The sequence below is a fragment of the Mycolicibacterium aichiense genome (assembly GCF_010726245.1).
Classification (GTDB): domain Bacteria; phylum Actinomycetota; class Actinomycetes; order Mycobacteriales; family Mycobacteriaceae; genus Mycobacterium; species Mycobacterium aichiense.
Genome location: NZ_AP022561.1, coordinates 3,201,359 through 3,223,638, shown reverse-complemented (window position 1 = coordinate 3,223,638; position 22,280 = coordinate 3,201,359). Strand labels below are relative to the sequence as shown.

Genomic DNA, 22,280 nt, shown 5'->3' with positions numbered 1-22,280 from the left:
CGAATTCTCCCGAAGCCAGGGAGGGTGCCGACGTGACTCACCGCGACGCGACGTCAACTATGCGCGGCACGCTCCGCGTCGCGGTGGGACTGGGTTCTGTCGTCGTGCTTGCCGCGGTGGTCGCGGTGGCAGTCATCATGTTTCGCGGCGATCTCGCCCCGGGCGTGCCGATCACGGTGCTCTCGCCGCGTGCGGGGCTGGTGATGAATCCCGGCGCCAAGGTGAAGCTGCGTGCCGTCGAGGTCGGCACGGTGTCGTCGATCGACCAGAGTCCCAACGGTCAAGCGGTTCTTCACCTCTCGGTCGATCCGGCGCAGCTGTCGTTGATCCCCGGCAACGTAGGGGTCGAGATCTCCTCACCGACGGTGTTCGGTGCCAAGCTCGTCGAGCTGACGACGCCGGAGCATCCGTCTGCGCAGCCACTGCGTTCCGGTCAGGTCATCGACGCGACCAATGTGACGGTGGAAATCAACACCGTCTTCCAGCGGCTCACCTCGCTGCTCTCGCACGTGCAACCCGAGAAGCTCAATGAGGTTCTCGGTGTCCTCGCCGGCGCGATGAACGGCCGGGGCGAGCAGCTGGGAAAGATGTTCTCGGACATCGACACCCTGTTGGCCGAACTCGAGCCGAGCCTGCCCAATCTGCGCCACGACATCCGCGCGGCGGACGTCGCCGCCGGCGCCTACTCCGACGCGGCGCCCGACCTGGTGGGGTCGGTGGGCAATGTGACGCGGATCAGCCAGACGATCGTCGAGCGGCAGGACGATCTGGATGCGTTGCTGCTCAGCGCAATTGGGCTGGCCGACACCGGAACCACCGTCGTCGACGAGAATCGGGCGGCGCTCACCGACGTCCTGCGCATGTTGGTACCCACCACGGACCTGACCAATCGCTACCACGAAGCGTTGAACTGCACGCTTGCCGGTCTTCTCCCGATCGCGAAGGCGCCGCCGCAGCCCGATCCCGGCGCCGTCGTGTCAGTGAGCTTCACCATGGGCCTGGAGCGGTACCGCTATCCCGCCGACCTGCCAAAGGTGGCTGCGACCGGCGGCCCGCATTGCGCCGACCAAGGGCTGCCGCACCTGGCGCCCAACACCAAACCGCCCTTCCTGGTTACCGATATCGGTGCCAATCCCGCCCAGTACGGCAATCAGGGAATCCTGCTGAATTCCGACGGTCTCAAGCAGCTGTTGTACGGCCCGCTGGACGGCCCACCCCGAAACTCCGCACAGATCGGGCAGCCCGGCTGATGCGGTCATTACGGGCGACGACAGTCAAGTTCACCGTGTTCGTGGTGGTGATGGTCACCGCGACGGCGTTGCTGTTCATGACTTTTGCCCAATACCGCACCGGAAACACCAACGGGTACTCGGCAGTGTTCGCCGACGCATCGCGACTCAAACCCGGTGACAGCGTGCGGGCGGCCGGTATCAGGATCGGCACGGTCGACACGGTGACCCTTCGGGCCGACGCGACCGCCCTGGTGACATTCGACGCCGACCGCGACGTCCTACTGACCGGCGCAACCAAAGCCGCGGTGCGCTACCTCAACCTCGTGGGTGACCGCTACCTGGAGTTGGTCGATGCGCCCGGCCCGAATGCCGTGCTGCCTGCCGGTTCCCAGATCCCCATCGATCGCACCGAACCGGCCCTCGACCTCGATCTGTTGCTCTCCGGCCTCAAGCCGGTGATTGCGAGTCTGAATCCGCAGGACGTCAACGCCCTCACCGCTTCCCTGGTGCAGATCCTGCAGGGGCAGGGCGGCACCGTGGAATCGCTGTTCGACAAGACGTCCTCGTTCACCACCGCACTGGCTGAAAACGACAGTGTCATCGAGCAACTCATCGACAACCTCAAGGTCGTCCTGTCCACTCTGACGGCCGAGGGTGACCGATTCTCGGCGGCAATCGACCGCATCGAGAAGTTGATCACCGGCTTCGCCGCCGATCGCGATCCGATCGGTGCGGCGATCACCGCCCTCGATGCCGGCACCGCGTCGCTGGCCGACCTGCTCACCGCCGCGCGGCCACCGTTGTCCGGAGTGGTCGACGAGTTGAGCCGACTCGCCCCGATTCTGGATCAGGACAAGGAACGGGTGGATCGGGCACTGGTGAAGGCGCCGGAGAACTATCGGAAGCTGAGCCGGCTGGGCGCCTACGGCAGCTTCATCCAGATGTATGTGTGCGGCATGTCGGTGCGCGTGACCGACCTGCAGGGCAGGACCGCGGTCTTCCCCTGGATCAAACAGACCAACGGAAGGTGCGCTGAGCCGTGATGTTGAAATACCGCGGCGCAGCGCTTATCCGGGCCGGCTTCATCGGAGTCTCGGTCGCCATTCTGGTGACGCTTGTCGGCCTGGCGCCGCAAACGCTGTGGTCGTGGGCGACGCAGGTGCGTTACCAGGCTGTGTTCCCCGAAGCCGGCGGGCTGGTGGCCGGCAACGACGTGGTGGTGTCCGGCATCAAAGTGGGCACCGTCTCGTCGGTCGCACTACTGCGCGGGGATGCGTTGGTGACCTTCACCGTCGACGGCTCCGTGCACCTGGGATCGCAGACCACCGCGCATATCAAGACCGGAACCGTGCTCGGGGCGCGAATCGTCACGCTGGTCCCGGCGGGCGCCGGGACGCAGAAGCCCTCCGATCCGATCCCGGTCTCTCGAACCTCGTCACCCTACGTGCTCACCGACGTCATCGGAGATCTCACCGCCAACGCCTCGGGGCTCGACACGGCGACGTTGAATCAATCGCTCGAAACCCTTTCCGACACTGTCGATTCGATGGCGCCGCAACTCGGGCCCACATTGGCGGGGCTGACCAGGTTGTGCCAGTCGATGAACAGCCGCAACGACACACTGCGGGATCTTCTGCACAGTGCATCGGATCTGGCCGGGGTGCTGTCCGAACGCCGTGAGCAGGTCAACGCGCTCATCCTCAACGGCGCTGACCTGATCACTGTTCTCGCGCAACGCCGTCAGGCGATCGCTGAGCTCCTGGCCAACACATCGTCGGTCAGCAGGCAGCTCTCCGCGCTGGTTCACGACAACGAAGCCAAGCTGGCGCCCACCTTGACCAAACTCAACTCGGTCACCGAAGTGCTGCAGAAGAACAGCGACAACATCGCCAAGGCGCTGCCGGGGCTGGCCAAATACGAGATCACCATGGGCGAAGCCGTATCGAGCGGCTTCTACTACCAGGCCTACACCGCCAACGTCGTTCCTGCAGCGTTCCTGCAACCGTTCTTCGATTACGCATTCGGATTCCGTCGAGGCACGGACGCGGGACAACCGCCGGACAACGCCGGACCGCGAGCGGAGTTCCCGTTCCCGTACAACGGGATTCCGCCCCAACCGCAGGAGGGTCCACGGTGAGGCTCCGCAGCAAGATCGTCGCGGGCACCGCCGCGGTACTCGTCGCCCTCGCAGCTGCCGGCACCACACTGCTGGTTATGCACACGGTCTATCCCGCAACCACGATCACCGCGTATTTCACGGCGGCCACCGCCATCTATGCCGGTGACGAGGTGCGCGTGTCGGGGGTGAAGGTCGGCAGCATCGAGTCCATCGAGCCCGCCGGCAAGCAGGTCAAGATGGTCCTTCGCGTCGACCCGGGAGTGTCCATCCCCGCCGGCGCCCAGGCGGTCATCGTCGCACAGAACCTGGTGGCTGCCCGCTACCTTCAGCTGACGCCCGCCTATCGAGACAGCGGTCCGACGATGCCATCGGGTGCGGTGATCCCGGTTGAACGGACCGCCGTCCCGATCGAATGGGACGACGTCAAGACCCAGTTGATGCGGCTGTCAACCGATTTGGGGCCCAGCAGCGAGACAACCCGGCCTGCGCTGGCGCGGCTGATCGACGACACCGCTGACGCAATGGGCGGCAACGGCGTGAAGCTTCGACAGATGCTGGCCCAATTGTCAGCTGTCGCACGAATTTTCGCGGACGGAAGCGGCAACATCGTCGACATCATCAAGGGCATGCAGAATCTTGTCACCGTGCTGCGCGACAGCAGCGGAGCGATCGTCGACTTTGAGCAGCGTCTGGCCGCACTGATGGGGACGCTTGACGACAACACCGGCGATCTCGACGCCGCGTTGCGCGACCTGGCGACAGCCACCGCCGATGCGCAACGCTTCGTGAGCGGAAGCCGCGAGGTGACGGTCGAACAGGTCGAGCGCCTGACCGATGTCACCCGAAACCTGGCCGACAACCGCAAGAGTCTCGAGCAGCTGCTGCACGTGGCGCCGAACGCCTTCGCCAACTACTACAACGTCTACAACCCCGACACCGGCGACAACATCGGATCGATCGTCTTCAACAACTTCACCAACCCGATCCAGTTCATCTGCGGGCAGATCGGTGCACTGGAGAACGCCACCGCGCCGGAGACGGCGAAGCTGTGCGCCCAGTACCTCGGCCCGGCGATGCGGTTGCTCAGCTTCAACTTGTTGCCGTTCCCGATGAGCCCGTTCCTGATGAAGGCGCCGTCTCCGGAGAATCTCACCTACTCCGATCCGGCACTGGCGCCAGGGGGATCGGGGCCTGTCCCCGGTCCGCCCGAGAATCCGCCCGCGATCTCCGCGTATCAGGGGACACCGTGAGACACCGGCGAATCCAGGCGGCCATGGTGGTCGTCCTCATCACTTACGGGATCTCCGGATGTGGTTATCGGGGCCTGAACTCGCTGCCGCTGCCGGGTACGCAGGACAGGCGCGGCTCGAGCATCTTTCACGTCGAGGTCTCCAATGTCGCCATGTTGGAATCGAATTCGCCGGTCCTGATCGACGATGTTGTCGTCGGCACCGTCGGCGAGATGCGATTGCGCAACTGGCATGCCGACGTCGAGGTGTTCGTCCGCCCGGATGCGGTGGTGCCGGCCAACGCGGTCGCCACCGTCGGACAGACGAGTCTGCTGGGTTCGATGCACCTGGAGCTGGATCCGCCGATCGGCGTAGCCCCGCAGGGCCGGCTCCAGCCGGGAACGACGATCCCGCTGAACAGGTCATCGACATACCCGTCTACCGAGCGGACCTTGTCCACGCTGTCGGCGGTGGTCAACGGCGGGGGACTCGGTCAGATCGGTGATGTCATCCGAAACGCCAACACCGCATTCTCGGGACGGCAGGCCCAGATCCGAGACATGCTGCGGCGATTGGACGATTTCGTCGGTGCGCTGGACGGCGAACGCAGCGATCTGCTCGACATGATTCAGCAGCTGAATACCTTCGCCAGCACGTTCGCCCAGCAGCGTGACGTTGTCACCGCCGCATTGAGGCGCGTTCCGGCGGCACTCGACGTGCTCATCCGGGAGCGGCCGCGTATCGTCACCGCGCTGGACAAACTGCGAATATTCAGCGAATCCACCACCGATCTGATCGATGCGGCGCAGAGCGACCTGGTCACCAACCTGGGCAACCTCGAGCCGACGCTCAAGGCGCTGGCCGATGTCGGGCCCGAGCTCGACACCGCGCTGGCCTTCGCCACGACGTACCCCTATAACCAGAGCTACATCGACCGGGCAGTACGCGGCGACTACGTGAACATGTTCCTGGTTGCCGACCTGACGATTCCGCGACTCAAGCGAACGATGTTCCTGGGCACCCGGTGGGGCGACCAGGACGCGAAACTTGTTCCCGCTCCGGGCGAGCCGTGGTACCTGAACTACACCTACGACCCGCTCAAGACCGGCATCGCCGATCCGGTGCCGGCCACACCGCAGACGGCGCCGACGCCGGGCGGAGGCGGCTGATGCTGACCCGACTCGTACGGATCCAATTGGTGATCTTCAGCATCATCGCCGTTGCCGGCCTGCTGCTGATGACATTCCTGTTCATCCAGGTGCCGACGCTGCTGGGGATCGGCAAGATCAGGGTCACCCTGGAATTGCCCAGCGGCGGTGGTCTGTACCGGTTCTCCAACGTGACGTACCGCGGCGTGCAAGTCGGCAAGGTCACCGACCTGCGACTGACCCCGGGCGGCGCGCAAGCCACGCTGTCGCTGGATACATCGCCGAGAATCCCCGCCGATCTGCGGGCCGAGGTCCGTAGTGCCTCGGCGATCGGCGAACAGTATGTCGACCTGCGGCCGCAGCGCGGATCGGGTCCGTACCTGCAGGACGGATCGGTGATCACGCTGCAGCAGACCACCATCCCGCAAGCCGTCGGCCCGATGCTGGACAGGGTGAGCGCGCTCGTCGGGAGCATTCCCGGCGATAAAATCGCTGTCCTGCTTGACGAGTCGGACACCGGCTTGCGCGGCGCCGGGTACGACCTGTCCTCGCTGCTGGATTCCTCGGCGACCGTCATCGACAAGATCGACGGCGTACGCACGGAGACCAGGTCATTGGTCGACGACGCCGTCCCGCTGTTGGATTCACAGGTTGCCACCACCGATTCACTGCGCGTATGGGCTCGTGGTCTGGCCGAGGTGACCAAGACGATCGCCGGGGACGACGACCGGATCCGTGCCCTGCTCGACACCGGGCCTGCTGCTGCCGACGAGGTCACCCGGCTGCTCGATCAGCTGGAGCCGACATTGCCGGTGTTGCTGGCCAACCTGAGCACGCTGGGTCAGATTCTGGTCACCTACAACTCGTCTCTCGAACAGCTCCTGGTTCTGTTGCCACCGGCCATCGCCAGCACTCAGGCATTCGGGCTGCCGACCAACAATCCCACGGGATTGCCGGTGGGGGAGTTCGCGATCACGTTGGGTGATCCGCCGCCGTGCACCGTCGGCTTCCTACCGCCGTCGTCGTGGCGGTCACCGGCCGACACAACGACCATCGACACCCCCGACGGCCTGTATTGCAAGCTGCCACAGGATTCGCCACTCGCGGTCCGTGGCGCACGGAACTATCCCTGCGTCGGCAAGCCGGGCAAGCGTGCTCCCACCGTGGAGATGTGCGACAGCGACCAGCCCTTCGTGCCGACAGCGGTGCGCCAGCACGCGGTCGGTCCGTATCCGCTGGACCCGAATCTCATCTCGCAGGGGGTTCCGCCCGACAGCAGGGTCAATCCCGACGACCACATCTTCGGCCCACCTGGTTCGCCCGCACCGGGGTTGGCTCCCAGTGCATTTGGCTCACCTGCTTCAGGCCGGTCGCCAGTGCAGGTCATTCCGTACAGCCCGGCGACCGGCAGTTACGTCACCGCCGACGGGCGCAGATTCGTCCAGTCGGATCTCGGCGCCTCGAAGGCGCCGACATCATGGAAAGACCTTCTGCCGTGCTAACTCTCGGAGGTCAGCGGCGCCAGTCCGGAACGCACCAGGCCCACACTGGTGGCCACCACCTCACGCAGATCGGTCGCGCAGCCGTCGCGTCCCCACCGCTCGACTGCGGTGACCAGAGCCGCCGCCAACACCGCGCCCGCGACCTCGGCGATCAGGTCGACATCGGGAAGGTCGGTGTAGCGACGCTTGACGAAATCGGTCAGCACCGCCGCGAACGACGCCTGCACCACCCGAAGATGCCCGGCCGCTCGATCCCCGTCGAGCAGTGTCGCCCGCATGATCGCAGCCTGGCGGACGACCTCCAGGTCGTGCGGGAAACTGACGACGCTGCCCAGCACTGCGTCGAACAGCGATTCGTCGGCCGGGCGCCGCGCCAGGGCATCGGCGAACCATTCGAGTTGAGTCTCGTAGTCCTGGAACAGCACCGCCTCTTTGGTCGGGAAGTGCCGGAAGAACGTCCGTTCGGTGACGCCCGCATCGTCGGCGAGCTGGGCGACGGTCACGTTCGTGAACCCGTCGGTGGCGAACCTCGCCAACGCCACCTCGCGCAATGCCTCTCGCGTCGCAGTGCGGCGCCGGTCATGCGAGTTCGTCATTACGGCATTTTCGCACAATGTCTTTCGCAAATTCACGGCAGTCGTGACATCAGTTCCATCGAGTGAGGAGAAACCAACAATGACCGACTACGACGCGATCGTCATCGGGGCGGGTCACAACGGCCTGACCGCGGCGGCAGTCCTGCAGCAACACGGCCTACGTACGGTGGTGCTCGAACAGAACACCTATTCCGGTGGTATGGCGGCAACTGTGGAATTGATCGACGGATTCCGTTACGAGATAGCCGGTTCTGTCCAGTTTCCGACCGCCCCGGAGGTCGCCGCGGCCCTGGAACTGCACACGATTCCGCAGGTCCATTCGGAGGTTCAGTCGGTCAATCTCGGTGAGGCAGGCGAGGAACCGATGATCCTGTACAGCGATCCGATGAAGTACATGACGCATCTGTCCGAGAGGCACGGGACCGATGCCGTGCTGGGTATGGCCAAGATGCTCGAGTGGACCACAGGTCCCTCGCGTGCACTGGGGCGCTTTGAGGCGCGCACCCCACCGAAGACCCTCGACGAGATGTATGCCTGCGCGACAAACGAATCCGAGCGCCGTGCCATCCACGAGATGCTGTTCGGCACGGCGATGGATGTCATCGACCGCAACTTTCCGGACAAGGACAAGTACGCGACCATCCGCGGGATGCTGGCGTTCCTGGCGATCAACTCCACCTATCGCGGTCCGTTCACACCGGGCAGTGCGACGTGCCTGGCGTTCGCGATGGGTGTGCCGGACATGGACGCCACGATGATGACGAAACTGGAGGGTGGCATTGGTGCAGTCTGCGACCACCTCAAGAAGCTGTTCGTCGATCGTGGCGGCGAAATCAGATATCGCACGAAGGTCGAGCAGATCCTCGTCGAGGACGAGCGGGTGACCGGAGTCCGGCTGCGTGACGGCTCGGTGCTGACTGCACCTGTCGTGGTGTCCAACCTGTCGCCTGATCTGACGTTGATCGATTTGGTCGGAACGGAGTATCTGCCGGGCAACTTGGTCGAGAGGCTGGCCGGACGCGACCATCGCGCCACGTTCATCCAGATGCATTTCGCGCTGGACGGCCTACCCGAGTTCGCCGCGCCGTACGAGCTCCTCAACGAAGAGGGCATGCAGCAGTCGGTCGGTGTCTTCGGTACACCCGAAGAGCAGCAACGACAGTGGGAGATGGCCCGGGCCGGAATGCTGCCGGACAATCCGTCGTTCGGTATGCAGATCCCGTCGGTTACCGACCCGTCCCTCGCGCCGCCGGGAAAGCACGCGGCCAGTGCGTACGCCTACGGATTTCCGGTGGAGGCGCCCCGCGAACAACACGGACGGCTCAAACACGAGATGGCCGAGACGGTGATCGACAAGATCACGAAATTCGCGCCGAACTTCCGGGACATCCAGATTCGGCACATCACGTTCGCGCCCTATCACATGCAGACGATGTTCGGTGCGCCCGACGGAGACTTCTGCCACGGTCTGCTGCACCCGGATCTGATGGGTCCGAACCGCCCGGGCCCCAAAGGATTCCTGGACATCCAGATTCCAGTACAGGGTTTGTATCTGGGCGGTGCCGGATGCCACGGCGGCCCCGGCATCACCTTCGTCCCCGGATACAACGCGGCCTATGCGGCGCTGGACGACCTGGCGGCGTCATGACCTACGTCATCGGCGAGCCGTGTGTGGATATCCGCGACAAGGCGTGCGTGGACGAATGCCCGGTCGACTGCATCTACGAAGGGCAGCGGATGCTGTACATCCATCCCGACGAGTGCGTCGACTGTGCGGCTTGTGAGCCGGTGTGTCCAGTCGAGGCGATCGTGTACATCGACGACGCCACCGACGAGTGGCAGCCGTACGTGGCAGCCAACGCGGATTTCTTCGCCGATCTCGGATCACCAGGCGGGGCACGCGGATTGGGCAGGCAATCCTTCGACGCGCCGCTGGTGTCCCAGCAGCCGCGAAAGGACGTTGCCGAGCACTAGCTGCCTTCGCCGTCTCCGGATAGGAAGCGTTCTGGGTGGTGGTAGGTGTTGGTGCCTGCGGAGAGTGGGAGTTGTGGTGGGGGGATCCATTCGGTGTCGCCGTTGGCGAGTTTTCGGGTTTTCCAGCCGTGGTCGAGGAGTCGGTGATCGGCCGGGCAGGCCAGGGTGAGGGTGTCGATGTTGGTCAGCCCGCCCTGGGCCCATTCGTCGACGTGGTGGACCTCGGTGAGATAGCCGGGTGCGTCACATCCCGGGCGGGTGCAGCCACGTTCCTTGCTGTGCAGCATGATCCGCTGATCAGGTGTGGCGATGCGTTTGGTGCGGCCCAGCCACAAGGCCTGCCCGTGCACCCCGTCGAACAGAGCGAGGTAGTGGTAGGCGTGGCTGGCCATCCGGATGACGTCCGGGATGGGTAGCAGGGTTCCGGTGGCGGTGACCGCGTGCCCGGTCTTGGCCTGCAGGTCCTGCAGGGTGGCCGAGACGATCACCGTCACCGGTAACCCGTTGTGCTGACCGAGTTTCGGATCCCCGAGCTGACCACGCACCAATGCGGTCAACGCATCATGCTGGCGTTGGCCGTGGCTGCGCAGGTCACGCTCGGCCACGTCCTCGGATGGGGTGAGGGCGGGGGTCTGGTCGGCGGGGTTGCACACCCCGGGTGCGGCGAACTTGGTGAACCACCCATCCAGCAGCGCCCGCAACTCCGGCGTGGCGATCAACCGGCCCACACTCATCCCGTCGACTTGTTGCCCACCGCACCAGACGAAGCCGCGTTTACGGGCGCGGTCGTCATCGGAGAACGTCCCGTCGGGGTTGAGGTGCAGCGCCAACCGGTGGGCGATCTTGTCCAACTGGTCGGGCCGCATCGTTTGGGCGTGCTCGGCCAGTGTGCGTTCGGCCCTCTCGACCTCCACCGCCGGGACATGATCGGGCAAGTCACGAAAGAACCGCTGGATCACCCGCAGATGCTCGCCGTCGAGTTTCCCGTCATGCCAGGCCTTAGAGGTCTCGGGCAGCAGCGGCGGCAGCGGCTCACCGGTCAACGCCCGCCGCGGCGCCACCTGCTCGGCATCCCGCATGCGGCGTTTGGCCTCCCGCGGACTGATCCGCAACACATCGGCCAGGGTGATCGGTACCGGCGGGCAGCCCTCGACCTGCTCCAACCGCCCCACCACCGCGTGCGACACCGCGACCTGCCGGCGTCGCGCGGTCTCCAACCGCTGCAGAACCCTGAACCGATCCGGCGGTGACAACCCCTCGAGATCGACTGCGGCCAACGCCTCGACGACATCGTCGAGCGCCTCCAACACGCCGTCGATCAAACCCATACATCGAACATTAGTGCGAACCACCGACAAAAATAGCTGCCGGCAGCGAACCTGTGGATGAACGCGGAACTGGGGAAAACGATTCAGCGCGTTGGCGATTCCGCTAGCGGAACTCTTCGGCGCAGGCCTCGATCCAGTCCGACCGCCAGGACTCCGGTGGGTCGTCGAGCAGCTCTCCGGGCATCAGCCAGTCGTAGATCTCGGCGTAGGTGCGGGTGCGCTGCCCCTCGATGCGGCGGTTGAGCATCGAAGGCTCCAGCTCCTCGAATCCGTTGAGCCCCATCGAGGCGACGATCTGGGCAGCGCTGGCCACCGTGGCGCGTTGGAAGTTGACCACCCGCTCGGTCTTGTCGGGAACATAGAGCGCCCGGGCCCTCGCCTTGTCCTGGGTGGCCACACCGGTCGGGCATCTGTTGGTGTTGCACTTCATCGCCTGAATGCACCCGATCGCGAACATCATCGCTCGGGCGGACAGCGTGAAATCCGCACCCTGGCAGATGCGGCTGACGATGTCGACCCCGCTGGCGACCTTGCCCGAGGCCCCGACCCTGATGTGGCGACGCAGTCCCGTCCCGACCAGGGCGTTGTGCACCAGCATCAGCCCCTCCGTCAGGGGCATGCCGACGTGGTCCTCGAATTCCTGTGGCGCCGCACCGGTTCCGCCCTCAGACCCGTCGACGATGATGAAGTCCGGGGTGATCCCGGTGTGCAGCATTGCCTTGCAGATCGACAGGAATTCGGTGCGCGCGCCGATGCAGAGTTTGAATCCAACCGGCTTACCACCGGACAGACTTCGCAGCGTTGCGATGAAGTGCATCATCTCCAGCGGGGTCCTGAACGCGGTGTGCGCCGGCGGGGACACCACCGTCTGACCGATCGGCACGCCACGGGTGGCGGCGATCTCGGCGCTTACCTTGGCGCCGGGCAGCACCCCGCCGAGGCCGGGCTTCGCTCCCTGGGACAGTTTGATCGAGATCGCTTTCACCGTCGGCCAGGCCGCCTTCTCTTCGAACAGCGCGGCGTCGAAGTGCCCGCCGGCGTCGCGGCACCCGAAATAGCCGGAGCCGATCTCCCAGATCAGGTCGCCGCCGTGCTTGAGGTGGTACGGGCTGATGCCACCCTCGCCGGTGTCGTGGGCGAATCCGCCGCGGGCGGCGCCGCCGTTGAGGGCCTCGATCGCATTGCCCGACAGCGCACCAAAGCTCATCGCCGAGACGTTCAACAGCGCGATGTCGTAGGGCCGGGTGCAGTCCGGGCCGCCGAGCCGCACCCGGGGTGCCAGTTCAGATGCGAAACGGGCCCGCAGGGAGTGGCGGAGGAATTCGTAGCCCAGTGCGTTGACGTCCCGTTCGGTGCCGAACGGCTCGTCGCTCTTGGTGCCCTTCGCCCGTTCGTAGACCATGTCGCGGGTCTCTCGATCGAACGGACTGGCCTCGGTGTTCGACTCGATGAAGTACTGCCTGATCTCGGGGCGCATCGCCTCAGCCAGCCAGCGGGCGTGCGCCAGCACCGGGTAGGACCGCAGGAGAGTGTGTCGGGTCTGCAGCAGGTCCCAGGTGCCCAAGGCCGCGATCGCGACCAGCGGCACGGCGATCAGCCACCACAAGGAACTGGCTGCCAACGCGAGCGCCGCGGCGGCCAGTGCCACCACCCACAGCGAGGTGACGGCGAGGGCTCTGAGCATCGGGCTCCCTTGAGGGTGAAATGCCTGCGAGGCGTCATTCTGGCATCACCTATGATCGGCACTTGCGTCACATCCGTGGCGGAAATAAGCCCAGCTGCGAAAAAGGAGTGTCTTGCCGCGTGGGTGCCCAACCCGTCGACTTGTCGCAGGAATCGCTGACAGAGGCCGTCAGCGCGGCCCGGCACGCCTTCGAAGAGGCGGCCGACCTGGATGCGCTGGCCCGCGCCAAGACCGATCATCTGGGCGACCGCGCGCCGCTCGCACTGGCCCGTCAGGCGCTGGCGACTCTGCCGAAGGCCGACCGGGCCGAGGCGGGCAAGCTGGTGAACGTCGCCCGCGGCGACGCCCAGCGGAGCTATGACGAGCGCCTGGCGGTGCTGCGCGCCGAACGTGACGCGGCGGTCCTGGTTGCCGAAGCCATCGACGTCACGCTGCCTTCGACGCGGCAGCCCGTCGGGGCGCGGCACCCGATCACCATCCTGGCCGAGCACGTAGCCGACACCTTCATCGCGATGGGCTGGGAGCTGGCCGAAGGCCCCGAGGTCGAGACCGAGCAGTTCAACTTCGATGCGCTGAACTTTCCGCCAGACCATCCGGCCCGCAGCGAGTCCGACACGTTCCACATCGCCCCGGAGGGTTCGCGCCAGCTACTGCGCACCCACACCTCTCCGGTCCAGGTGCGTACGCTGCTCGACCGCGAGTTGCCGGTCTACATCGTGTCGATCGGGCGGACGTTCCGCACTGACGAACTGGACTCCACCCACACCCCGGTCTTCCATCAGGTGGAGGGGCTTGCCGTGGATCGCGGGCTGACGATGGCCCACCTGCGGGGCACGCTGGATGCGTTCGCCCGTTCCGAATTCGGCGAGGGCGCCCGCACCCGGATGCGGCCGCACTTCTTCCCGTTCACCGAGCCCTCGGCCGAAGTGGATATCTGGTTCCCGAACAAGAAGGGCGGCCCCGGCTGGGTCGAGTGGGGTGGTTGCGGCATGGTCAATCCAAACGTGTTGCGCGCCGCGGGTATTGACCCTGAGGTCTACTCGGGCTTCGCATTCGGGATGGGCCTTGAGCGCACGCTGCAGTTCCGCAACGGCATCCCCGACATGCGCGACATGGTCGAAGGCGACGTGCGGTTCTCGTTGCCGTTCGGGGTCGGTATCTGATGCGCCTTCCCTACAGCTGGCTGCGTGAAGTCGTGCAGCGCGGCGCACCCGATTGGGATGTCGAACCTCACGACCTCGAACAGGCCCTCATCCGGGTCGGCCACGAGGTCGAGGACATCATCACCCTCGGCCCGGTGAGCGGACCGCTGACCGTCGGGCGGGTGACCGCCATCGAAGAGCTCACCGAGTTCAAGAAGCCCATCCGGGCGTGCAAGGTCGATGTGGGCGAAGCCGAGGATCGCGATATCGTCTGTGGTGCAACCAACTTCGCTGTCGGCGACCTCGTCGTCGTCGCGTTGCCCGGCACCACGCTTCCCGGTGACTTCCACATCGCCAGCCGCAAGACATACGGCCGGCTGTCCGACGGCATGATCTGCTCGACGGCCGAATTGGGTTTGGGCGCCGACCATTCCGGCATCCTCGTGCTGCCGCCGGACACTGCCGAACCCGGCGCGGACGGCATCGCCGTGCTCGGACTCGACGACGTGGTCTTCGACCTGGCGGTGACGCCGGACCGCGGTTACGGCATGTCGGTGCGTGGCATCGCCCGGGAAATCGCCTGTGCCTACGACCTGGACTACGACGACCCGGCCGACGTTGCCCCACTGCCCGCCGAGGGCGTGGCGCTGCCGGTCACCGTCGAGCCGGAGACCGGCGTCAGCCGTTTCGCGTTGCGGCCGGTCACCGGTATCAATCCGAACGCATTGTCGCCGTGGTGGTTACGCCGCCGGCTGATGCTCTGCGGTATCCGGCCCATCTCACCGGCCGTCGATGTCACCAACTACGTGATGCTCGAGCTCGGCCACCCGATGCACGCGCACGACCGCAGCCGCATCAACGGCGAATTCGTGGTGCGGTTCGCCAAGCCGGGGGAGACCGTCGTCACGCTCGACGACATCGAACGCACACTCGACCCGGCCGACGTGCTGATCGTCGACGATGTCGCGACGGCGGCGATCGGCGGCGTGATGGGCGCGGGCACCACTGAGATCGACGACGACTCCACCGACATCCTGCTGGAAGCCGCGGTATGGGATCCGGCGGCGGTGTCGCGAACGATCCGCCGTCTGCACCTGGTCAGCGAGGCGGGCCGGCGCTACGAACGCTCCGTCGACCCCGCCATCTCCGTCGCCGCGGTCGATCGCTGTGCCCGGCTGCTCGCCTCGATCGCTGGTGGCACCATCGAACCCACCCTCACCGACTGGCGCGGGGACCCACCACGCGACAACTGGTCCCCGCCACCGGTGCGGATCCGGTTCGATCTGCCCGATCAGCTGGCGGGGGTGGAATACGACGGCGGCACCACGGTCAAGCGGTTGACCCAGATCGGCGCCGAGGTGACCGAGGACGAGGCCGACCCGGCGATCCTCATCGTGACCCCGCCGAGCTGGCGCCCGGATCTCGCCCAGCCCGCCGACCTGGTCGAAGAGGTGCTGAGGCTGGAAGGCCTGGACAAGATCCCGTCAGTGTTGCCCACCGCACCCGCCGGCCGTGGCCTGACCGCCGGGCAGAAGCGGCGGCGGGCGGTCGGCAAGGCGCTGGGACTGTCCGGCTATGTCGAGGTGTTGCCCACTCCGTTCCTGCCCGCAGGCGTCTTCGACCAGTGGGGCCTGTCGGACCGCGATCCGCGCCGGGTCACCACCACAGTGCTCAACCCGCTGGAGGCCGACCGGCCCAGCCTGGCCACCACGTTGCTGCCGGCTCTGCTGGAAGCGATGTCCCGCAACGTGTCTCGAGGCTTCGGCGACGTCGCGCTGTTCGCCATCGCGCAGGTGGTGTACCCCACCGATCAGACCAAGGGTGTCGAGCTGATCCCGACGCACCGCCGGCCGAGCGACGAGGAGATCGCCGCACTGGACGCTTCGCTGCCCAGTCAGCCGGTACATGTGGGTGCGGTGTTGACCGGTCTGCGCGAACCGCGCGGACCATGGGGTCCCGGGCGTTCGGTGGAGGCGGCGGACGCTTTCGAGGCAGTGCGGACCATCGCCCGCGCCTGCGGTGTCGAGGTGACGCTGCGCGCAGCGCAGTACCTGCCGTGGCATCCGGGCCGCTGCGCCGAGGTCCTCGTCGACGGGCAGGTGGTCGGCCACGCCGGGCAATTGCATCCATCGGTCATCGAGCGCTCCGGGTTGCCGAAGGGCACCTGCGCACTCGAACTGGACCTGGACGCCGTGCCGATCGTCGCGACGCTGCCCGCCCCGCGGGTGTCGCCGTTCCCGGCGGTGTTCCAGGACGTCAGCCTGGTCGTCGCCGGTGATGTCCCCGCTGCGGCAGTGGTCGACGCTGTTCGTGGCGGCGCCGGTGAGCTGTTGGAGGATGTTGCGCTCTTCGACGTCTACACCGGACCGCAGATCGGCGCGGACCGCAAGTCGCTCACGCTGGCTCTGCGCTTCCGGGCGCCGGACCGGACGTTGACCGAGGACGAGGCCAGCGCCGCCCGCGATGCGGCGGTCGCCGCGGCCGCCGAGGCGGTCGGGGCCGAGCTGCGGGGCTGATCCCTCGCCGCGCGGGCCGCCCTGGAATGAATTTGCATACGTTTGCATAACCATGCAGAATTATGGGATGACTTCGGTGGCGATTGCCGGCGCCAGTGGTTACGCCGGCGGTGAGATCCTGCGCTTGCTGCTCGGACATCCGGCGTACGCGGACGGCCGGCTGACCATCGGAGCGCTGACCGCCGCCGCCAGCGCAGGCACGCAGCTGGGAGAACATCACCCGCACCTGTTGCCGCTGGCCGGCCGGGTACTCGAGCCCACCGAGACCGAGATCCTGGCGGGCCACGACGTGGTGTTCCTGGCCCTTCCGCACGGCCACTCGGCGGCGCTGGCCGAGCAGCTCGGCGATGGCACCGTGATCATCGACTGCGGCGCCGACTTCCGGCTCACCGACGCCGATGACTGGCAGCGGTTCTACGGGTCGGAGCATGCGGGTAGCTGGCCCTACGGGCTGCCCGAACTACCCGGCGGCCGGGACCGGCTGCGGGGCGCCACCCGGATCGCCGTACCCGGCTGCTATCCGACCGCGGCGCTGCTGGCGTTGCTGCCCGCGGTCGCCGCGGACCTGGTCGAGCCCGCGGTCACCGTGGTGGCAGTCAGCGGCACCTCCGGAGCGGGCCGCGCGGCCAAGGTCGACCTGCTGGGCTCCGAGGTCATCGGTTCGGCGCGGGCGTACAACATCGCCGGTGCGCACCGGCACACCCCGGAGATCGCGCAGGGTCTGCGCGCGGTGACCGACCGCGCTGTGACGGTCTCGTTCACTCCGGTGTTGATCCCCACGTCCCGCGGCATTCTGGCCACCTGCACCGCCCGCACCAAGGCGTCGGCGTCCGAGATTCGCGCGGCGTACGAAAAGGCTTATGACGCCGAACCGTTCATCCACCTGCTGCCCGAAGGCCAACTGCCCCGCACCGGGGCGGTGATCGGCAGCAACGCCGCTCAGCTGGCGGTGGCGGTCGACGCCGACGCCGGCGTGCTGGTCGCGGTGTGCGCCATCGACAACCTGGTGAAGGGCACCGCCGGGGCGGCGGTGCAGTCGATGAACCTGGCGCTCGGCTGGGGCGAGACCGAAGGACTGTCGATCGTGGGAGTGGCGCCATGACAATCGGAGGGCAGGAGCGGAGCGACCTGGGAACGGGCACCGCGGATCAGACCAAACTTGTTCGCACCCAGGGGGTTACCGCGCCTGCGGGGTTCCGCGCCACCGGGATCGCCGCCGGCATCAAGGCCTCCGGCAACCTCGACCTCGCCCTGGTGTTCAACGAAGGCCCCGACTACGGGGCCGCGGGTGTGTTCACCCGCAATCAGGTCAAGGCCGCCCCGGTGCTGTGGAGCCAGCAGGTGCTCACCACCGGCCGGCTGCGCGCGGTGCTGCTGAATTCCGGTGGCGCCAACGCCTGCACCGGTGCGGGTGGCTTCCAGGACACCCACGCCACCGCCGAGGCGGTCGCCGCGGCGCTGTCGCAGTGGGGCACCGAGACCGGACCGATCGAGGTCGCGGTCTGTTCGACGGGTCTGATCGGCGATCGGCTACCGATGGACAAGGTGCTGGCCGGTGTCACCGAGATCGTCCAGGAACTCGGCGGTGGGCTGACCGGCGGTGAGGAAGCCGCGCGCGCCATCATGACCACCGATACCGTGCCGAAACAGGTTGCCCTGCATCACGCCCCGGAAACGGGGGAGAACTGGACCGTGGGCGGGATGGCCAAGGGCGCGGGCATGCTGGCCCCGTCGCTGGCGACGATGCTGGTGGTGCTGACCACCGACGCGGTAGCCGACGCCACAGCGCTGGACACCGCATTGCGCCGCGCGACCGCCAAGACCTTCGACCGCCTCGACGTCGATGGCAGCTGCTCGACCAACGACACGGTGCTGCTGCTGGCCTCCGGTGCCAGTGAGATCGCGCCCAGCCAGGACGATTTGGACGCGGCCGTGCTTCGGGTATGCGACGACCTCTGCGCGCAATTGCAGGCCGATGCCGAAGGTGTCACCAAGCGCATCGCGATCACCGTCACCGGGGCGCCGAGTGACGACGACGCGGTGACCGCGGGCCGGATCATCGCGCGCGACAGCCTGGTCAAGACGGCGTTGTTCGGTTCCGATCCGAACTGGGGACGGGTGCTGGCCGCGGTCGGAATGGTGCCGTTCGAGATCGACGCCCAGCGGATCACCGTGTCATTCAACGGTTTCCCGGTGTGCGTCGACGGCGCCGGCGCGCAAGGAGCTCGCGATGTGGACCTCTCAGGCGCGGACATCGAGGTGACGGTCGATCTCAAGCTCGGCGACGGGCAAGCGACCATTCGCACCACCGATCTGTCCCACGCGTACGTCGAGGAAAATTCGGCCTACAGCTCATGACCGCGACCGTGAACACCAAAGCGGCGGTCCTCGCCGAGGCACTGCCGTGGCTCAAGCAGCTGAACGACAAGATCGTCGTCATCAAGTACGGCGGCAACGCCATGACAGACGACCGGCTCAAGGCCGCGTTCGCCGACGACATGGTGTTCCTGCGCAATGTCGGTATTCACCCGGTCGTGGTGCACGGTGGTGGTCCGCAGATCAGTGCGATGCTCAAGAAGCTCGGCATCGAAGGTGAATTCAAGGGCGGGTTCCGGGTCACGACGCCGGAGGTGCTCGACGTCGCCCGGATGGTGCTGTTCGGTCAGGTCGGGCGTGAGCTGGTGAACCTGATCAACGCCCACGGCCCGTACGCGGTCGGCATCACGGGAGAGGACGCGCATCTGTTCACCGCCGTGCGGCGCGGCGTCACCGTCGACGGGGTGGCCACCGACATCGGACTGGTGGGCGACATCGACCACGTCAACGCCGCGGCAGTACTGGATCTCATTGCGGCCGGCCGTATTCCGGTGATCTCCACGATCGCCCCGGACGTCGACGGCGTCGTGCACAACATCAACGCGGACACCGCCGCCGCAGCCGTCGCCGAGGCGCTTGGCGCCGAGAAGCTGCTGATGCTCACCGACGTCGAAGGCCTCTACACTCGGTGGCCCGACCGGGATTCGCTGGTCAGCCAGATCGACACCGCGACCCTGGCCGAGATGCTGCCGAACCTGGAGACCGGAATGATCCCGAAGATCGAGGCCTGCCTGCGGGCCGTCGAGGGCGGGGTCCCCAGCGCGCACGTCATCGACGGTCGCGTCGAACACTGTGTCCTGGTCGAACTGTTCACCGATGAAGGCACCGGCACGAAAGTGGTTCCATGACACTGATAGAGCGTTGGTCCGACGTCATGATGGACAACTACGGCACCCCGCCGCTGGCATTGGCCGGCGGTGACGGCGCCGTCGTCACCGATGAGAACGGCAAGACCTACCTCGATCTGCTCGGCGGCATCGCGGTCAACATCCTCGGCCACCGTCATCCCGCGATCATCGACGCGGTCACCACCCAGCTCAACACGTTGGGCCACACCTCGAACCTGTATGCCACCGAGCCGGGCATCGCGTTGGCCGAAGCACTGGTCGACCAGCTCGGCGCGCCTGCCCGGGCGTTCTTCTGCAACTCCGGTACCGAGGCCAACGAGGTGGCCTTCAAGATCACCAGGCTGACCGGTCGCACGAAACTCGTTGCCGCCCAGAATGCCTTCCACGGCCGCACCATGGGCTCGCTCGCGTTGACCGGTCAGCCGACCAAGCAGGCACCGTTCGAACCGCTGCCCGGCTTCGTCACTCATGTGCCCTACGGCGACGTCGAGGCGCTCGCAGCAGCTGTCGATTCGGATACCGCGGCGGTGTTCCTCGAACCCATCATGGGTGAGGGGGGTGTGGTGGTGCCGCCCGAGGGTTATCTGGTCGCCGCGCGGGAGATCACCAGCCGCCACGGAGCGCTGCTTGTGCTCGACGAGGTGCAGACCGGGGTCGGGCGCACCGGCGCATTCTTCGCCCACCAGCACGACGGCATCACGCCCGATATCGTCACGCTGGCAAAGGGACTCGGCGGTGGGCTCCCGATCGGCGCCTGCCTGGCGATCGGACCGACCGCCGACCTGTTGACCCCGGGACTGCACGGCAGCACCTTCGGAGGAAACCCGGTGTGTACCGCGGCGGCGCTGGCGGTGCTCAGAGTGCTTGCCCAAGACGACCTGGTCACCCGCGCCGACGTCCTGGGCAAGACGCTGAGCCACGGCATCGAGGCGCTGGGCCACCCGCTGGTCGACCATGTCCGGGGGCGCGGCCTGCTGCGCGGTGTCGTGCTGACCGCGCCGCACGGCAAGATCGTCGAAACCGCCGCCCGCGACGCCGGTTTCCTGGTCAATGCCGCGGCACCCGACGTGGTGCGACTCGCCCCGCCGCTGATCATCACCGAGGCGCAGATCGACAGTTTCCTGCACGCACTACCCGCGATCCTGGATGAGGCGGCCCGATGAGCACCCTGAGGCATTTCCTGCGTGACGACGACCTGAACCAGCAGGAGCAGGCCGAGATCCTGCAATTGGCAGCCGTTCTCAAGAAAGAGCCGATGAGCCGGCGCCCGCTGGAGGGTCCGCGTGGCGTGGCGGTGATCTTCGACAAGAACTCCACCCGGACCCGGTTCTCGTTCGAGGTGGGCATCGCCCAGCTCGGCGGGCACGCCGTCGTCGTCGATGGCCGTGCCACCCAGTTGGGTCGCGAAGAGACCCTCGAGGACACCGGCCGGGTGCTGTCCCGCTACGTCGACGCGATCGTCTGGCGCACGTTCGCCCAGCAGCGGCTGAACGCGATGGCCTCCGCGGCAACGGTTCCCGTGGTCAACGCGCTCTCGGACGAGTTCCACCCCTGCCAAGTGCTGGCCGACCTGCAGACGCTGGTCGAACGCAAGGGTTCGCTGAACGGCCTGCGGATGACCTACTTCGGCGACGGCGCCAACAACATGGCGCACTCGCTGATGCTCGGCGGGGTGACCGCGGGCATCCACGTCACGATCGCCGCGCCGGCCGGATTCGAGCCGCACCCGATGTTCGTGGCGGCCGCCGAACATCGCGGCAGGCAGACCGGGGCCACGGTGACGCTGACCACCGATGCGGTCGCCGGTGCGAAGGGCGCCGACGTCCTGGTCACCGACACCTGGACGTCGATGGGGCAGGAGAACGACGGCCTCGACCGGGTGGTGCCGTTCCGGCCCTTCCAGCTCAACGCCGGCCTGCTCGACCACGCCGACTCTGATGCCGTTGTGCTGCACTGTCTTCCGGCGCACCGCGGACACGAGATCACCGACGAGGTGATCGACGGTCCGCACAGCGCGGTGTGGGACGAGGCCGAGAACCGGCTGCACGCCCAGAAGGCGCTGCTGGTCTGGTTGCTGGAGCACAAGTGACCAGCGAGGTCAGCACGACACGAGCCGGGCGGCAGGCCCGGATCGTGGCGCTGCTGTCCGCACAGTCGGTACACAGCCAGAGCGAGCTCGCCGCGCTGCTTGCCGACGAGGGTATCGAGGTCACCCAGGCGACGTTGTCGCGTGACCTCGAGGAGCTGGGCGCGGTCAAGCTGCGCGGCGCCGACGGCGGTAGCGGCGTCTATGTCGTGCCCGAGGACGGCAGCCCGGTGCGGGGGATATCCGGAGGCACGGAGCGGGTATCCCGCCTGCTCGGAGATCTACTGGTATCCACCGACGCCAGCGGCAATCTGGCCGTGCTGCGCACCCCGCCGGGTGCGGCGCACTACCTGGCCAGTGCGATCGACCGGGCGGCATTGCCCGATGTCGTCGGCACCGTCGCCGGCGACGACACCATCCTGGTGGTGGCCCGTGAGCCGATGACCGGCGCGCAACTGGCCACCATGTTCGAGACCTTTCATTAGAACCCAAAGGCAAAG

General features: G+C 66.7%; 19 protein-coding genes. 16 read left to right on the top strand and 3 right to left on the bottom strand.

Annotated elements, in window-relative coordinates:
- Window positions 1-59 precede the first annotated feature (59 nt).
- The 6 genes from G6N32_RS15660 to G6N32_RS15635 are packed head-to-tail and all read left to right on the top strand — an operon-like array spanning window position 60 to window position 7,230.
- A complete protein-coding gene (locus G6N32_RS15660; protein WP_115320378.1) occupies window positions 60-1,250 on the top strand; it encodes an MCE family protein in 1,191 nt (396 codons plus the stop codon).
- Window positions 1,250-2,275 carry an MCE family protein gene (locus tag G6N32_RS15655; protein ID WP_115320377.1) on the top strand — a complete coding sequence of 342 codons (1,026 nt, stop codon included), beginning with the start codon at window positions 1,250-1,252 and terminating at the stop codon, window positions 2,273-2,275. Before G6N32_RS15660 ends, G6N32_RS15655 begins: the two co-directional genes overlap by 1 nt.
- Complete coding sequence (locus G6N32_RS15650; protein ID WP_115320376.1) at window positions 2,275-3,369, top strand: MCE family protein; 1,095 nt, start codon at window positions 2,275-2,277, stop codon at window positions 3,367-3,369. The genes G6N32_RS15655 and G6N32_RS15650 overlap by 1 nt, the downstream gene beginning before the upstream one ends.
- Entirely contained in the window at window positions 3,366-4,601 is a 1,236-nt protein-coding gene (locus G6N32_RS15645) for an MCE family protein (protein WP_115320375.1), read from the top strand. Before G6N32_RS15650 ends, G6N32_RS15645 begins: the two co-directional genes overlap by 4 nt.
- Window positions 4,602-4,624: 23 nt before the next feature.
- Window positions 4,625-5,749 carry an MCE family protein gene (locus G6N32_RS15640; RefSeq protein WP_163789560.1) on the top strand — a complete coding sequence of 375 codons (1,125 nt, stop codon included), beginning with the start codon at window positions 4,625-4,627 and terminating at the stop codon, window positions 5,747-5,749.
- Complete coding sequence (locus G6N32_RS15635) at window positions 5,749-7,230, top strand: MCE family protein (RefSeq protein WP_115320373.1); 1,482 nt, start codon at window positions 5,749-5,751, stop codon at window positions 7,228-7,230. The genes G6N32_RS15640 and G6N32_RS15635 overlap by 1 nt, the downstream gene beginning before the upstream one ends.
- Here G6N32_RS15635 and G6N32_RS15630 read toward each other — a convergent pair.
- On the bottom strand, window positions 7,227-7,826 hold the full coding sequence (locus tag G6N32_RS15630; protein ID WP_115320372.1) for a TetR/AcrR family transcriptional regulator: 600 nt from the start codon (window positions 7,824-7,826) through the stop codon (window positions 7,227-7,229). The two genes, G6N32_RS15635 and G6N32_RS15630, sit on opposite strands and share 4 nt — an antisense overlap.
- A gap of 79 nt (window positions 7,827-7,905) precedes the next feature.
- On the opposite strand from G6N32_RS15630, the gene G6N32_RS15625 reads away from it, so the two are divergent.
- Complete coding sequence (locus G6N32_RS15625) at window positions 7,906-9,474, top strand: phytoene desaturase family protein (protein ID WP_115320371.1); 1,569 nt, start codon at window positions 7,906-7,908, stop codon at window positions 9,472-9,474.
- Window positions 9,471-9,800, top strand: coding sequence for a ferredoxin (gene fdxA, locus G6N32_RS15620; RefSeq protein WP_115320370.1), 330 nt, complete (start codon window positions 9,471-9,473; stop codon window positions 9,798-9,800). The genes G6N32_RS15625 and fdxA overlap by 4 nt, the downstream gene beginning before the upstream one ends.
- Here fdxA and G6N32_RS15615 read toward each other — a convergent pair.
- The gene (locus tag G6N32_RS15615) at window positions 9,797-11,128 is read right to left on the bottom strand and encodes an HNH endonuclease signature motif containing protein (RefSeq protein WP_115320369.1); all 1,332 of its coding nucleotides are present in this window, start codon (window positions 11,126-11,128) and stop codon (window positions 9,797-9,799) included. The two genes, fdxA and G6N32_RS15615, sit on opposite strands and share 4 nt — an antisense overlap.
- Before the next feature lie 103 nt (window positions 11,129-11,231).
- Window positions 11,232-12,812, bottom strand: a complete 1,581-nt coding sequence (locus tag G6N32_RS15610) for an FMN-binding glutamate synthase family protein (protein ID WP_115320368.1) — start codon at window positions 12,810-12,812, stop codon at window positions 11,232-11,234.
- Between the two features lie 119 nt (window positions 12,813-12,931).
- On the opposite strand from G6N32_RS15610, the gene pheS reads away from it, so the two are divergent.
- The 8 genes from pheS to G6N32_RS15570 all read left to right on the top strand — a co-directional run bounded on the left by pheS (window position 12,932) and on the right by G6N32_RS15570 (window position 22,265).
- Window positions 12,932-13,975, top strand: coding sequence for a phenylalanine--tRNA ligase subunit alpha (pheS, locus tag G6N32_RS15605; RefSeq protein ID WP_163789289.1), 1,044 nt, complete (start codon window positions 12,932-12,934; stop codon window positions 13,973-13,975).
- Window positions 13,975-16,470 (top strand): phenylalanine--tRNA ligase subunit beta, encoded by a 2,496-nt coding sequence (gene pheT / locus G6N32_RS15600; protein WP_115320366.1) that lies wholly within the window; start codon window positions 13,975-13,977, stop codon window positions 16,468-16,470. The genes pheS and pheT overlap by 1 nt, the downstream gene beginning before the upstream one ends.
- Window positions 16,471-16,537: 67 nt before the next feature.
- On the top strand, window positions 16,538-17,572 hold the full coding sequence (gene argC, locus G6N32_RS15595) for an N-acetyl-gamma-glutamyl-phosphate reductase (RefSeq protein WP_115320365.1): 1,035 nt from the start codon (window positions 16,538-16,540) through the stop codon (window positions 17,570-17,572).
- Entirely contained in the window at window positions 17,569-18,828 is a 1,260-nt protein-coding gene (gene argJ, locus G6N32_RS15590) for a bifunctional glutamate N-acetyltransferase/amino-acid acetyltransferase ArgJ (RefSeq protein ID WP_115320364.1), read from the top strand. Before argC ends, argJ begins: the two co-directional genes overlap by 4 nt.
- On the top strand, window positions 18,825-19,694 hold the full coding sequence (gene argB, locus G6N32_RS15585) for an acetylglutamate kinase (protein ID WP_115320363.1): 870 nt from the start codon (window positions 18,825-18,827) through the stop codon (window positions 19,692-19,694). Before argJ ends, argB begins: the two co-directional genes overlap by 4 nt.
- Window positions 19,691-20,857 (top strand): acetylornithine transaminase, encoded by a 1,167-nt coding sequence (locus G6N32_RS15580; protein ID WP_115320362.1) that lies wholly within the window; start codon window positions 19,691-19,693, stop codon window positions 20,855-20,857. The genes argB and G6N32_RS15580 overlap by 4 nt, the downstream gene beginning before the upstream one ends.
- Window positions 20,854-21,783 (top strand): ornithine carbamoyltransferase, encoded by a 930-nt coding sequence (argF, locus tag G6N32_RS15575; protein WP_115320361.1) that lies wholly within the window; start codon window positions 20,854-20,856, stop codon window positions 21,781-21,783. The genes G6N32_RS15580 and argF overlap by 4 nt, the downstream gene beginning before the upstream one ends.
- Window positions 21,762-22,265 carry an arginine repressor gene (locus tag G6N32_RS15570; RefSeq protein ID WP_172507318.1) on the top strand — a complete coding sequence of 168 codons (504 nt, stop codon included), beginning with the start codon at window positions 21,762-21,764 and terminating at the stop codon, window positions 22,263-22,265. The genes argF and G6N32_RS15570 overlap by 22 nt, the downstream gene beginning before the upstream one ends.
- The last annotated feature ends 15 nt before the right edge of the window (window positions 22,266-22,280 follow it).

Bases quoted from the DNA above. Each gene is read 5' to 3' on its own strand.
- G6N32_RS15650 (WP_115320376.1), top strand. From the start codon at position 2,275: ATGTTGAAATACCGCGGCGCAGCGCTTATCCGGGCCGGCTTCATCGGA.
- G6N32_RS15635 (WP_115320373.1), top strand. From the start codon at position 5,749: ATGCTGACCCGACTCGTACGGATCCAATTGGTGATCTTCAGCATCATC.
- G6N32_RS15640 (WP_163789560.1), top strand. From the start codon at position 4,625: ATGGTGGTCGTCCTCATCACTTACGGGATCTCCGGATGTGGTTATCGG.
- G6N32_RS15610 (WP_115320368.1), bottom strand. From the start codon at position 12,812: ATGCTCAGAGCCCTCGCCGTCACCTCGCTGTGGGTGGTGGCACTGGCC.
- G6N32_RS15615 (WP_115320369.1), bottom strand. From the start codon at position 11,128: ATGGGTTTGATCGACGGCGTGTTGGAGGCGCTCGACGATGTCGTCGAG.
- G6N32_RS15660 (WP_115320378.1), top strand. From the start codon at position 60: ATGCGCGGCACGCTCCGCGTCGCGGTGGGACTGGGTTCTGTCGTCGTG.
- G6N32_RS15625 (WP_115320371.1), top strand. From the start codon at position 7,906: ATGACCGACTACGACGCGATCGTCATCGGGGCGGGTCACAACGGCCTG.
- G6N32_RS15630 (WP_115320372.1), bottom strand. From the start codon at position 7,826: ATGACGAACTCGCATGACCGGCGCCGCACTGCGACGCGAGAGGCATTG.
- argC (WP_115320365.1), top strand. From the start codon at position 16,538: ATGACTTCGGTGGCGATTGCCGGCGCCAGTGGTTACGCCGGCGGTGAG.
- fdxA (WP_115320370.1), top strand. From the start codon at position 9,471: ATGACCTACGTCATCGGCGAGCCGTGTGTGGATATCCGCGACAAGGCG.
- G6N32_RS15580 (WP_115320362.1), top strand. From the start codon at position 19,691: ATGACACTGATAGAGCGTTGGTCCGACGTCATGATGGACAACTACGGC.
- argJ (WP_115320364.1), top strand. From the start codon at position 17,569: ATGACAATCGGAGGGCAGGAGCGGAGCGACCTGGGAACGGGCACCGCG.
- argF (WP_115320361.1), top strand. From the start codon at position 20,854: ATGAGCACCCTGAGGCATTTCCTGCGTGACGACGACCTGAACCAGCAG.
- argB (WP_115320363.1), top strand. From the start codon at position 18,825: ATGACCGCGACCGTGAACACCAAAGCGGCGGTCCTCGCCGAGGCACTG.
- pheT (WP_115320366.1), top strand. From the start codon at position 13,975: ATGCGCCTTCCCTACAGCTGGCTGCGTGAAGTCGTGCAGCGCGGCGCA.
- G6N32_RS15655 (WP_115320377.1), top strand. From the start codon at position 1,250: ATGCGGTCATTACGGGCGACGACAGTCAAGTTCACCGTGTTCGTGGTG.